Genomic DNA, 12,176 nt, shown 5'->3' with positions numbered 1-12,176 from the left:
CTTCTCCATCGTTTTCAGATATATAGTTGCTTCTTAGGTATTTTTCCGAGGCTTGCTTTCGGGCCCTGGTAATGCTGCAGCGCAAAAGCGGGTCGCAGCCGCAACCAGAGCCGAGAACAAGACCAGAAGGAAAACGAGACATGGGTTGCACCATCAGGGCCAGCCGTTGGCTTGCGCAGGCGGACGAGATTGCGCTTTTCTGCAGCGATGCCGAGGACCAGCAGCAGGGCGCCTGCCTAGTGGCGATGATGCAGTTCCTCAGCAAGCACCAGGGCCTCAATGCGCGCGCGGAGGCTCGCGCCGCCCGTTTTCTCTCCGTGGATGCCTATACCGATGCGGCTCTTGCGTTGTTGCCGGGGTACTGTGCCAGGATGATTTCGCAGGCGGGACGTGGTGCACTGGCCTGTGCGAGCGTGCGGCTCGATAGACGCAATGGTGCCGAGGCCACCGCGACAGCGCGCACACCTGCTCTCGCTCTCCTTGCGGCCTATGCGCAGGCGCTGGTCGAAGCGGAGCTGTCGCTCGCGGCCTGAGGCTCGCCGCCTGCGGACATGAAAAAAGGGGCCGTCCCACTAGGACGGCCCCTTTTTTGCAGGAACGTGGAAGCTGGAGCCTCAGCCTAGGGGCTTGCTCGAACCGAAGAACAGCGCCTGGCTGATCGCGGCGCGCACGGTTGCCTCCTTGAACGGCTTGGTCACGAGGTAGGTAGGCTCCGGGCGTTCGCCGGTGAGCAGGCGTTCAGGATAAGCGGTGATGAAGATCACCGGCACGTCACCAAACTTAAGCAGGTCTTCCACCGCGTCGATCCCCGAGCTGCCGTCGGCCAGCTGGATGTCGGCGAGGACGAGCCCGGCGGGTTCGCGCTCGAACATTTCAAGGGCCTGCGTGCGCGTGGCCGCGGTGCCCACAACCGTGTGGCCCACATCCGAGACGAGGCTTTCGAGCTGCATCGATATCAGGGGCTCGTCCTCGATGATGAGGACGCGGGTTGCGCTTTCGCCCTCAATCTCGGCAATGGCCTGCCCGATCAGGGCGTCGACGGCGTCGGGCGTGACGTCGAGGATCGCGGCGGTATCCTCGCGGCTGAATTCCTCCACCGTGTTTAGGAGCAGAGCCTGGCGGTGGGTCGGGGCAATTGTCGAGAGACGCGCCTGGGCGGCCTGCTCATGACGGTTGTCGGCAAGATCAGAGCCGAGTTCACCTTCGACGTGGCCGGTCGTCCATATCCGGGTGAAAGCCCCGTAAAGGGCCGCGCGGCTCCGTGCGATGGAGCTACGCAGTTCGGTATCGGCCAGCGCGGCCTCAAGCGTTGCGCGCACATAGGTATCGCCGGACTGCTGGGAGCCGGTGAGCGCACGTGCATAGCGGCGTAGATAGGGAAGCTGCAGTGCGATCTGATCTGAGACGGACATCCGTATTCCTCGTCCTTGCAATCTGTATTTCCTGTGTACCCGTCCGTGCTCCCTGAAGAGGGGAACGGCGTCGGGCGCGGCGCGATCGGGCTGGGGCTGTACCGGAACGGGATGTCCGGGCCTTTCCCTAGCCAGCTTTGGCGCGCGAACCTCGTTCAAGGTCTGGCGCGGAGCTGCCTTGAGAGCAACATCAAAATTTTTCCTCCGCGCGGCCGATCCCGGGAACGAATTTCCGGAAGCGGCGTTACGCCTGTGTTGCCGCCGGGACCACCCCCACCCCCCGCGATCCGGCGTCAACCTGATCCCAAGAGGCCTCCGATCACGAGCATGATCGGAGGCCTCAAAGTTTGGGCGCGGCATGTGTTCCCCCGAAGAAAGGTTTTTTTCGATTGTGCGGTGGTTGCACGTGAGAATTTCAATTCATCGCACGCATGGAGCGCTTTGTCGCTGATGGACCATGCGATGTGTGCATTCCGGAACTTTTCACGCCCGCTTCACGTTGGCCTCATAACGGAATTCAACGGAGGGTAATCCAGATGACCGCACAGCTTAGCGAAGCCGGCGAAACCACGGCGCTTTCGGACGAAGAGTTCAAGCGCGCGCTTGCCGACGTCGCGCCGCACCTGCGTGCCTTTGCACGGGGCCTTTGTGGCAACCGCGATCGGGCCGACGATCTGGCACAGGAGGCGATGTTGCGGGCTTGGGCTGCACGCGAGCGTTATGCCGCGGGCACCAACTTCAAGGCTTGGACCTTCACGATTCTGCGTAACCATTTCTATTCCGAGGCACGCCGCGCGCGCTTCCATGGCGAATACGATGAACTGGCTGCTGAGCGTATCCTGCGCACTGATGCGACCCAGGAAAGCGCTATCGAGCTGGCCGATGTCCTGCGCGCTCTGGAGGCGATCCCGGCCAACTATCGTGAAGCACTCATACTGGTCGCTGCGGGCCATCTTTCCTACGAGGAAATCGCGAGCATTTGCGATATTGCGCTGGGCACGGTGAAGAGCCGGATCTGCCGCGCGCGGGCCATGCTTTCCAAGATCATCGAGTCGGGCCAGCTGCCGGACTCGCGCCATGAATTCGTGCTTACCGGCGAGGCGATCGACGCCTTCTTTGCCGAACTGGGCAAGGTTTCCAACGTCGAGGAGCTGCGCCGCATCGCGGCCTGATTTCCCACTCATTCGGTGTGCCCCTTTTAAGGGGGCTTCGCCCCAGCTGGATCCTTGTGTCCCCATGCCCCACGCGGCCAATATCCTGATTGTCGAAGACGAATTTCTGCTCGCCCTGCAGCTTGAAGATATCCTTATGGATGGGGGGCACGCGGTGGTCGGAACCGTAAGCGAACGCTCGGCGCTCGATGCGCTGTCGCAAAACCGGGTGCGCCCGGACATTGCTTTGGTCGATCTCAATCTGCGTGACGGACTGACCGGACCGGGAGTGGCGCGTGATCTGTGCGACAAGTTCGGGGCCCATGTGATCTACGTCACGGCCAACCCGGCGCAGATTGGCGATCCGGCGTCGCGCGCGGTGGGCGTGGTCCAGAAACCATTCGGACCGGAATCGATCCTTGCGGCTATCCGCTATGTCTTGGATGGGTGCCCGGAGGGATCCCGTCCGGCCGGTCTCGACAAGCTTTCGATGGCTTCGAGCTAGGCTCGGGATCATCCTGCCTTCAAAAAAGGGCGCTGTTCCAAGAGGGACGGCGCCCTTTTTCATGCGTTGGCCAATGGAGGGAGCAGTCTGCTCCCGACTTTTTGGCAATACATGCGGAAGAGCGGGGCGGTAGAGTGGCCGGGGCTGCTGAGCCCCGCCTACGAAAAAAGGCCTCTTCCGCATAACGAAAGAGGCCTCCTCTCAAGGAGCGATCCCGGCGGGGGATGACGGTTCGCTCTCTCTCCCAAAGGTACGGAGCGAGCGCGGTGGGGGGCGCTCGCCCGGTGTCTGTGGTATGCCTTACTCGCGCTCGTCACCCGGGCCCTGGTCCTCGGCGAGTTCCAGCTCCTTGGGCTTGCGCTTTTCGAAGACCTTGGCGATCTTGGCCTCGGTTTCGGCGCTAAGGCCTTCTGCGGCGGCGGGGAACATGTCCTCCTCCTCCTCCTCAATGTGGTGCAGGTAGCGATGGCGCATGTCCTTGAAGGTCATCAGCCAGGCGTTGCTGCTCATGTCGGTGTCGGCCAGTTCGGCGAGGAAATCGTCGATCTCCTTGTGTTCGGCGACTGAGTGGCGCGCTTCATCGCGCAGCTTGGGCGCGGCAAGCATGGCCGCATAAAGCGATTCTTCTTCAGCGGCGGCGTGGGCCTGCAGTTCTTTGCTGAGGGCAGCGAAGAGCGTGCGGCGCTCCTCGCTGTTCCCGTGCGTATCGCCGAGCTTGGCCAGTATGTCGCGGTGACGGTCGTGGTCGGCCTTGAGATCGGCGAAGATCCGTGCGTCTGCCATGGGTGCGTCTCCAAATCCTGTGGTTGTCGGTTTTGCCAATAACAACGGGTAGGACACGCTTTTGTTTCCCGCGAATGCGCCCTTTTTAACGCTGTTCCGCGCTGGCCCGGGCGATGGCCGAGCGCAAGTCGCGCTCACCGTAAGGCTTGGTCACTACGGGAACGCCGGTGAAGTTGCCTTCGGGCAGCGTCCGCTCGCCATAACCACTGGCGAAGATGAAGACTATGCCCCTTTCGCGCAGGGCTTCGGCGATCGGTGCGCTGGTGTCCCTGCCCAGATTGATGTCGAGCATGGCGAAGGCGATATCGGTGTTCTCAACAAGGTTTATCGCGGCCGCCACCGATCCCGCCACACGGCAATCGCTAAAGCCGCAAGCGCGCATGTGGTCCTCGGCCTCCATCGCGATGATGACATTGTCTTCGACGATGAGGGCAGCGCCTTCGGGCAGCTGTGCGCGAAGATCGGTCCCATCGGGCACGTCGATCACACCCTGGCGGGGGTCCGCACCGGGGGTCTCGAACGTCGCGATATGGTCACTGGGAATGAGAAAGAAGGCCTGCATTCCGGCTTCGGGGTAGATAACCGAGGCGCTGCCGTCCAGTTCATGCGGGATGGTACGCTCGATGATGGTCGAGCCGAAGCCACGCCGGGAGGGTGGAGTGACGGGCGGACCGTGCTCCTCGCGCCAGTCGATCTCCAGAGCGCCATCGTCGCTGCGCGCGATAGTAACATGAACCGAGCCCTGACTGTCCGACAGCGCGCCGTACTTGCAAGAGTTGGTCATCAGCTCGTGGACGACCAGCGCTAGCGTGGTGAAGGCGCTGGGGGCGATAAGGGCATCGGGGCCCTCGATCACGACGCGGTCCGTGCCGTGGCCGGCGTAGGCGGCGGTTTCGGTGCGGATAAGGTCGTAGAAGGAGGACGGGCGCCAGTCCTTCTCGGTTACCTGGTCGTGCGCCCGGGCGAGGGCATGGATGCGGCTGCCGACGATCTCGGCGAATTCGTCGATGGTGCTGGCGCCGTCCTTGCTCTGCGAGACGAGGCCGCGAATAAGGTTGAGGATGTTGCGCACGCGGTGGTTGAGTTCGGCGATCAGCATGTCCTGCTGCTGGCTGGCCTGTTCGCGCTGGGCATGGGCTGCGTCCGACATGCGCAGGACGACTTCCAAAAGGGTGATGCGCAGCGATTCCGCAGCGGACACTTCCTCCTCGGTCCAGGGCCGCGAATAGCCCCGGCGCTCTTCCTTCCACAGGTCGAAGCTCTTGCGCGGGGTGAGGCGCGAACCGTTGGGACCAAATTCGACCGACTTTTCGGGGTTGCCCGCCCAGTTCACCTCGCGCAGCTGCTCCTTGCGGAACAGCACGATGTAGTCGCGCGGGCTGCGGCTGACGGGCAGGGCCATGACGCCCGCGGCCTTGTCCGCCCACTCGCGGGCAGGGTCGAAGATCGCGGTGATGTTGTCGGTGGCCCACACGGTGCTGGCGCCCGCGGTGTTGAGGAAACGGGCGAGCTGGCCGAACTGTGTGCGGGTCGGAGTGAGCCCGTCGGCCATGAACTCGCCATCAACCCAGCCGATTGCACCGTCAAAGCTGATCACCCGCCCGATCGACTGGCTGAAGTCGCCAAAGGCGTCGAGTAACGAACCGCCCCCGGCGACCCGGCTCATAATCTCGTCGTGCAGCTTCATTGAATCGCCACGACGCTCAAAAGCCGCGTCGGTTTCCTTCTGCTCGAGGAGGTAGGCAAAGAACTCGCCGAACAGTTCGGCTGCGGTTCGTACCGAGTAGGACAGGCGCAGCGGGCTGTAGTGATGGCAGGCCATCAGGCCCCACAGTTTGCCTCGGCGCATAATCGATACCGACATCGAGGCCTTGACCCCCATGTTGCGCAGGTACTCGATGTGAATGGGCGATACCGCGCGCAGGCCCGACATCGAAAGATCGAGCGGATCGCCGGTCGGGCCCGTGGCCGGGATCACCGGCACAGTGGGATCATCGATGTCGGTGATGATACGCAGCAGATTGCGGGTGTAGAGCTTGCGCGCCTGCTTGGGAATGTCGGAGGCCGGGAAGTGCAGGCCCTTGAAGCTATCCACGAGGCCGTTGAGGCTTTCGGCAATGACTTCGCCGGCGCCTTCTTCCGAAAAGCGGTAGACCATGACCCGGTCGAAGCCGGTGAGGCCACGCAGGTGGCGCGCGGCGCTCGCGCACAGTTTCTCGGTGGTTTCTGTCTGGCGCATGCGCTCGATCATCGGGCGCACGTAGGAGACGAAGTCGCGGCGCCGGCCGCTTTCGTGCTCCTCAATCTCGACCACGAAGGACCGGCCCGAGGTGTGCACGGCAAGATCGAAGAGGCGCCCGTCGCTCAGGAGGTCCAACTCGAAGATCCGTTCGACCGTGCCGGCCGCGCCCAGGATCTGCAGGCGCGAGCGGATGTCGTGCATCGCGCTGGGCGAGAGGAACTGCGCGGCGTTGAGGCCGATCAGGTCTTCCGCGCTCTGCCCGAACAGCGTGTCGCAGTTGCGCGAGGCGTGATTGATGATCCAGTCGCTCGAAAATGAGATGAGCCAGCCGAAACTCTGGATCCGTCCGATGATGTGGATCGGTTCAAGGTCACAGGTGGTAAGATCGACTTGGTGTTGGTCTTCAGCCATCGGCGCGAGGTGTCTCCATGTTCGACCCGACGGCGAAGGCGGTCTCGAAGTGAGCGAAAGTGGCAAGGGCAGCGGCTTCGATCGCACGCGCTTCGGACTGACCGAAGCTGCGCGCGCGCGCCCAGGTGCTAAGGGCCTTCCAGACGGCGTGGCCAGTATCGTCTTCCATGTAGCGCGAGGGCAGCCCGGTGTCGCGCCCGTGGTATCCCTCGGCGCGGATCACCGCGTTGCCGAGGCGCGATCCGGCGATGACATAGGCCACTCCGGCCCCGCCACAAGGCGCGTGCACGGCCGGATCGGGCTCGGGCGAGAGCAGCGCCTCCATCGCCAGACCACGCTCAGTGAGGTCGGCGGCGAGCATGGCGGGAAAGTCCGGGCAGGGTACGTCGAGTTCTTCCTCAACGAACCGGCGGAAGGGGGTGGAAAGGCCTTTGAGAGCAATGGCATGGGCCGAAAGGAAGCGCGCACAGTCATCCGCCGCGCTCAGGTCGAGAGCGCCAAAGGCCGCATCGAGTCGGTCATGCGACGCGCGTGTCACTGTGCGCAGATGGCTCAGCATGTATTTGTCTTCCGGGCCTTTGTCATAAACGTCGGGAAATCCATTGCATGATCGAATAGTTGAACCGCCACCATTTGCAAGAAGCGCTATATGAGGGGGAAGCGATCCACGCACCGCGATCGGACGTCGCGTTCGGTGTGATCGAACGTCAAGGTTCGAGAAATGTTCCTGAGGCACGCAATAGCAGCGTGTGACACGTCTGTCTGTGCATTAGCGCACAGATCTCGAAAGTGACAGTTCGTGTCAGGAACATGCACGGGATCGGCTCGTTAGAGAGGGATCAAGACATGTGACTGGCGGCGCGAAGGCGTCGGGAAGACCTTATGGACGCTATGGCCCTCAACAACGACAACGCTCTTCTGGACCGGTTGGAGGCGCGCGATCGCGACGCCTTGTCTTCTGCGGTCGAGGAAGTCCGCTTTGAATCCGGTGCGGTGCTCTACGAGCCGGGCACCAATATCGATTATTGCTATTTTCCGACCGGCTCGGCCATCAGTTCCTACTTTGTCGAAATGGATGAAGGTGTAGCCGTCGAGACCATCCTGATCGGCAAGGAAGGGGCACTTGGCGGCGTGGTCAGCCACGGCAACCTGCCGGCTTTCGCCCGCTCCAACGTGCTCCACGGCGGGGTTTTCCAGCGCATAGCGCTGCGTGACCTTGACCGCATTAAGCGCGACAATCCGGCGATTGCACACCTGATGAGCCGCTACAGCGACTGCGTCATGGCGCAAGTGTTCCAGTCGATCGCCTGCAACGCGGTCCACACCATCGAGCAGCGGGCGGCCAAGTGGCTGGTTGCTGCCGTGGCGCGCATGGGCCGCCCCAGCGTGACGATGACGCAGGAGCAGCTTGCCTCGATGATGGGGGTCGGGCGCAGCTACGCCAGCCGTGTTCTCCAGCGCTTCAAGCGCGATGGCCTGCTGCGCACACGGCGCGGCGGCATCGAGGTGCTGGACCGCGACGGCCTCGCGAAACGGGCCTGCGCCTGCAACGACCATGTCGATGCCCACTTCGAGCGAGTTCTAGGCGGGCTTTACTGATTGGGTAGGGCTTGGCGTCTCGCTGCAAGCCTCGGGACACGAAAGGGCGCGCAGGGACACATCTGTCCTTGCGCGCCCTTTCGTGTCCCGAGGCCCGTTCGCGCGGCACTCGGCAAACCGCGCGAACGGAACGGGTGTATTCTCAGAAGCGGACGCTGACCGTGCCGCGGTAGGACTGGTAGCTCAGGTCATTACGCCACACGGTCGTTTCAGCATGGAGCGAAACGGCGATCTGACCACCGGTGGTGATGCCCACGCCGATCTCGCCCCAGTCCTGATCGTCGCCTGGAAGAGCAAAGAAGGCGTCGGGGCCACGGCCGCCCACGAAGTTCGCGCCGAAGAAGCCGGGCTTGTCCTGGAAGTCGTGGATATAGGTTGCCGAGATATAGGGCTTGATCGCTCCGTTGGCGGCGAGGCGGGCACCAGCCCGCGCCTGGGCGCTTTCGTAGTTGTCCATCTTGTACTGCAGGACGGGACCTCCTCCCACTTCCTTGGTGCGGGTGAAATCGACCGAAGCGTAGCGGAAGGCAACGCGCGGGGTGAAGCTCAACGCGCCGCCCATGCCGATCATCTGGCTGATGCCCGCCTCACCGCTCAGTACGAGAGGTGAGTCGTCGGCGCGAAGCGACCATTCGCTGGTGCCGATCATCACGTCGCGCTGCGTCTTGAAGTCCCAGAAACCGCCGCTCAGTTGGGCATCGATGCCAAAGCCGCTCGCCGAGCGCGTGCCGCCATAGAGATTGACCTGGAACATGTCACCGGTGACATCGCGCGTGGGATAACCCGGGTCGCCCTCCATGCGGGTGTACGAGAGCGCCATGCCGACAAAGGTGGAATTGCCGGCCATGATCTCGAGACCGCCCGCGAGGTAGTAGCCATCGAACTTGTCCCCGGCGTAGGGCTGCGCGGTGGGAGCGCCGTCGCTCTTGCCGTCAATGTAGCCACCGGCCACGAAGGCGCTCATGGTCTCGGGAAGGGCGCCTGCGACGACTGATCCTGGCGCGCCGCCTGCGCCCGCCATCGACGGCGCCGTGCCAGCCGTGTTGCTGGTGTCGAGGGCGGACATCGCACCGCTCGGGCTGCCGTAATAGGACAAGGTGCCACCCGTATTGCCCGCCGTGACGGTGGCGATGCGCTCACGCAGAAAGCGCGAGTTGGTGTCGAGAGCGGCGGTCGCCATCGACTGGAGCAGGGGCTGTTCGCGCGGAGCGAGCCCTTCCAGCGTGCCCTGGATGGCGGCAACACCCATCATGTCGAGCGGGCCATAGACACTGGCGTAGTCATCGTAGAGCTGGCGGTTCTGGTCGAGCAGCTGCGCGTAGGCGGACTGCACGTTCGAGCCAGGTGCGATGACGTTGGCATAGCTTCCCGCCGCGATCGTCACGGTAACGTCGGTGGGGCCGTAGCTCAGTTCGGGCATGAGGATGGCGCTGATCGCGTTCCAGTTGTCGAACTCGCCCTCGATGCCGCCCGTGGCGGTCAGGATGGTGTATTCGTCGCCGTAACGCACCATGCCGGTGGGATTGAACATGACGAGACCGCCGATGTCGGCCATGCCGTCGAGCGGAACGTCGGCGGCATCGAGCATCGTGGGGTTGACCGCGATCATGTCGGACGTGCGTGCGGGTCCGAGGTCGACGAGGTAGGTGCTGCCCGAGGAGAGGATGACGTTGCCATTGAAGCTCAACGTGCCGATCTCGCCCACGCCGCCCGGCGCGATCACGCCGGCGACGTTCGTGAAGTAGGGCGTGGTGATCATGCCCGAACCCTGCAGACCGCCGGTCATCAGCATATAGTCGCCATTGGTGGCCAGTTCGCCGTCGACGCGGACCATGCCCTGATACTGGTTGATCGACATGAGCGAGGTGAGCGAGCCCTCCTCGGTGATGTCGAGCGCCGCGCCTGCACCGTCCATGGAGAAACGGTCGATGGTGACCGCGCTCGAGAGCGTGGTCTTACCATCCGCGCTCAGTGTCACATCGTAGTAGGTCGGACGCACGCCGTTTGCGGGATCGCCCGCATCGTTGCCCGGCACGAATCCGCTCGCACCGGGAAGGCCGTTGGCGATGGTGGGCGCATTGAGGACAAACGGAGTATCCGTGGCCTGGGCCGCATCATCGGCGCGGGCAAGCAGGTCACCGATGGCGACGGTCGCACCGGCATCGGTGGTCACCGGCGTGCTCGCATCGACAAGTTCGCCGTCGATGTAGATGTCGCCTGTCGCCATGTCCTCGCAGATGTCGTCGCCGCCCAGCTGGAAGCACGCGTGGCCGAACGAATCCGGGCTGCCGGCCGAGCCGGCGCCAGGGGTATCGGGGACGCCGTTGACGAGGTTGCCGTCGGCGTCGAGCACCATGTAGTTGGGATCGGTGATGGTAACCCAGTGTTCGGGGTCCTCCCAGGCTCCGTCACCTTCCACAGCGCTCGCATAGCGGTACGGGTTGTTGGCCGCGATCCAGTCCCAGTAAAGGTAAAGCGGCTGGTAGAAGCTCATCGTGCCATAGGTGCTGAAGGGCTGGGGGCCGAAGAAACGGCTGCCGCCCGAGAGTACGCCGATGACGACGTCGATATCGTAGGTCTCGTCAAGGATCAGCGGCCCGCCCGAGTCGCCGCCTGCGGTCGTGCCCTCGTTGGGCGTGGCCGCATCCTTCCACAGGTTGAAGTCATAGGGGTTCGCGTCCGGCGTTCCGCGCAGCGGGTCGTCGAAGTCGAGCATGTAGAGGTTCTGCGGAAGACCTGAGGTGCTGCCGAACAGGAAGAGGTCGCGCTGGTCGAGGCTGGCGAGGGCGCCGAGCATGTTCTCGGCGGCGCGGCGGCGGTAGTCGATGCCGCCGGTGTCGCCCGTTGAACCCGAGCCGTTGCGGCCATAGCCGGTGATCTTGACGTGGTAGCCGGTGCCGTTCTCGTCGGTGATCTCATCGGGCGTGGGCAGCGGCGAGAACATCAGCGCCCAGGTCGGTACGTCGGCGGCGGGCGTGTCGAGCGAGGCCATCGCGACATCGCCATAGAGGAACGAAATCGCATCGGGTTCGAGCGAGGCAGGGTGATAGTTCACCCAGTCCGCGTTGTAGAAGGCCAGGTCCGGGTTGGACTGGTTGCCCCCGAAGTACCAGTCGATGAGGCCGTTGTAATTGTCTTGCGCGAAGCCGAAGCCGATCGGCACGCCGCCGGTCGTGGAGCCGTAGGTGGCGGGATCGCGATCGTTCACGCAGTGCGCGGCGAAGATCACCGTGCGCGGGTTGATCAGCGTGCCGGTGCACAGACCAATGAAGCCGTTCTGCTGGTCGATGATCATCTGACCGACGCCGTTCACGTCTTCGGGATCGAGGCTGGTGGTGCTATTGCCCGGATCGGCGACCACGATGTGCGGCGCGTTGACAACATCGGGCGCCTGGATCTGTCGGTAGGCCGCCTCGAAGATCGTGCCGGCATCTGCGCCATGCGCGGTGTTCCAGGCCTGACCCGGCCGCTCCTGCGCCCCGGCCTCGACAGACAGGAGCGCGAGCCCCGCCGCCGAGCCCAGAAGCAGGCTACGGCGCATCACCTTGCGAGACGAAACTTGTGCAATCCTCATAAAAGCCCCGGTTCTGCTGTGCCGGCTGCCTTCGCGAGTGTACATTCCTGACCCGCTACGGCGCGACCGGCGGATTACGGCCCGGCCTTCGGTGGCTGGTGCCTTGTGATTGAATACGTTTCGTGCGCCCATCGAGCCACGGTGGCTCATTGGACGACCGCAAGGTTCGGCAGGCCGGAGCAGATCGCAATAGAGATTGTCAGTAGTGTCTAAGTATTTGCCGGATAGTGTTGCAATTTGGTCATGCTGGTCCGGCGGGAGGTAAGTAAATCAAGGTCTTGTCGTATGCCTTGAAGACTGGTTCCCGCAATTTTAATCCGTGTTTTTTTCTGACACAACTTGTCACTTTCCGCTCTCGCGGTGGAGGCACGCCTAGTGGATTGATTCCAACGTTTGGTGCCCGCGCCTGACAGCGGCGATGATGTCGTGGGGGTCGGCTTTCCAGACGAAGGGACGCGGATCCTCGTTGTGCTCTTTGATGAAGCGGTTGATGGCTGCC

At 63.3% G+C, this 12,176-nt stretch carries 9 protein-coding genes and 1 pseudogene; 4 read left to right on the top strand and 6 right to left on the bottom strand.

The window, feature by feature from the left end:
- Positions 1 to 140 precede the first annotated feature (140 nt).
- Positions 141 to 533 carry a hypothetical protein gene (locus FMM79_RS14495; RefSeq protein ID WP_148628178.1) on the top strand — a complete coding sequence of 131 codons (393 nt, stop codon included), beginning with the start codon at positions 141 to 143 and terminating at the stop codon, positions 531 to 533.
- A gap of 81 nt (positions 534 to 614) precedes the next feature.
- On the opposite strand, the gene FMM79_RS14490 is transcribed toward FMM79_RS14495, so the two are convergent.
- Entirely contained in the window at positions 615 to 1,412 is a 798-nt protein-coding gene (locus FMM79_RS14490; RefSeq protein WP_148628177.1) for a response regulator, read from the bottom strand.
- A 536-nt stretch (positions 1,413 to 1,948) separates the two neighbouring features.
- Between FMM79_RS14490 and FMM79_RS14485 the strand changes: the two genes are divergently transcribed.
- Entirely contained in the window at positions 1,949 to 2,584 is a 636-nt protein-coding gene (locus FMM79_RS14485; RefSeq protein ID WP_148628176.1) for a sigma-70 family RNA polymerase sigma factor, read from the top strand.
- A gap of 64 nt (positions 2,585 to 2,648) precedes the next feature.
- The gene (locus FMM79_RS14480; protein WP_148628175.1) at positions 2,649 to 3,068 is read left to right on the top strand and encodes a response regulator; all 420 of its coding nucleotides are present in this window, start codon (positions 2,649 to 2,651) and stop codon (positions 3,066 to 3,068) included.
- Between the two features lie 300 nt (positions 3,069 to 3,368).
- On the opposite strand, the gene FMM79_RS14475 is transcribed toward FMM79_RS14480, so the two are convergent.
- The 3 genes from FMM79_RS14475 to FMM79_RS14465 form a co-directional block, all read right to left on the bottom strand.
- A complete protein-coding gene (locus FMM79_RS14475; protein ID WP_148628174.1) occupies positions 3,369 to 3,851 on the bottom strand; it encodes a hemerythrin domain-containing protein in 483 nt (160 codons plus the stop codon).
- Positions 3,852 to 3,936: 85 nt separating this feature from the next.
- Entirely contained in the window at positions 3,937 to 6,504 is a 2,568-nt protein-coding gene (locus tag FMM79_RS14470) for an HWE histidine kinase domain-containing protein (RefSeq protein ID WP_148628173.1), read from the bottom strand.
- Positions 6,497 to 7,063 (bottom strand): biliverdin-producing heme oxygenase, encoded by a 567-nt coding sequence (locus FMM79_RS14465; RefSeq protein WP_148628172.1) that lies wholly within the window; start codon positions 7,061 to 7,063, stop codon positions 6,497 to 6,499. The genes FMM79_RS14470 and FMM79_RS14465 overlap by 8 nt, the downstream gene beginning before the upstream one ends.
- 323 nt (positions 7,064 to 7,386) lie before the next feature.
- On the opposite strand from FMM79_RS14465, the gene FMM79_RS14460 reads away from it, so the two are divergent.
- A complete protein-coding gene (locus FMM79_RS14460) occupies positions 7,387 to 8,103 on the top strand; it encodes a Crp/Fnr family transcriptional regulator (RefSeq protein ID WP_148628171.1) in 717 nt (238 codons plus the stop codon).
- A gap of 142 nt (positions 8,104 to 8,245) precedes the next feature.
- On the opposite strand, the gene FMM79_RS14455 is transcribed toward FMM79_RS14460, so the two are convergent.
- Together FMM79_RS14455 and FMM79_RS14450 are read right to left on the bottom strand one after the other, a co-directional pair.
- Positions 8,246 to 11,644: an autotransporter domain-containing protein gene (locus FMM79_RS14455; RefSeq protein ID WP_240339212.1), complete on the bottom strand. Its 3,399-nt coding sequence runs from the start codon at positions 11,642 to 11,644 to the stop codon at positions 8,246 to 8,248.
- Positions 11,645 to 12,049: 405 nt separating this feature from the next.
- Positions 12,050 to 12,176, bottom strand: a pseudogene (locus FMM79_RS14450) (IS630 family transposase); the annotation flags it as partial.

The organism is Novosphingobium sp. BW1, assembly GCF_008107685.1.
Lineage (GTDB): Bacteria > Pseudomonadota > Alphaproteobacteria > Sphingomonadales > Sphingomonadaceae > Novosphingobium.
This window is presented reverse-complemented; position numbering and strand designations above follow the sequence as displayed.

Excerpts from the sequence above, each read along its gene's own strand:
- FMM79_RS14480 (WP_148628175.1), top strand. The coding sequence starts at position 2,649 with ATGCCCCACGCGGCCAATATCCTGATTGTCGAAGACGAATTTCTGCTC.
- FMM79_RS14485 (WP_148628176.1), top strand. The coding sequence starts at position 1,949 with ATGACCGCACAGCTTAGCGAAGCCGGCGAAACCACGGCGCTTTCGGAC.
- FMM79_RS14470 (WP_148628173.1), bottom strand. The coding sequence starts at position 6,504 with ATGGCTGAAGACCAACACCAAGTCGATCTTACCACCTGTGACCTTGAA.
- FMM79_RS14490 (WP_148628177.1), bottom strand. The coding sequence starts at position 1,412 with ATGTCCGTCTCAGATCAGATCGCACTGCAGCTTCCCTATCTACGCCGC.
- FMM79_RS14495 (WP_148628178.1), top strand. The coding sequence starts at position 141 with ATGGGTTGCACCATCAGGGCCAGCCGTTGGCTTGCGCAGGCGGACGAG.
- FMM79_RS14475 (WP_148628174.1), bottom strand. The coding sequence starts at position 3,851 with ATGGCAGACGCACGGATCTTCGCCGATCTCAAGGCCGACCACGACCGT.
- FMM79_RS14455 (WP_240339212.1), bottom strand. The coding sequence starts at position 11,644 with ATGCGCCGTAGCCTGCTTCTGGGCTCGGCGGCGGGGCTCGCGCTCCTG.
- FMM79_RS14460 (WP_148628171.1), top strand. The coding sequence starts at position 7,387 with ATGGACGCTATGGCCCTCAACAACGACAACGCTCTTCTGGACCGGTTG.
- FMM79_RS14465 (WP_148628172.1), bottom strand. The coding sequence starts at position 7,063 with ATGCTGAGCCATCTGCGCACAGTGACACGCGCGTCGCATGACCGACTC.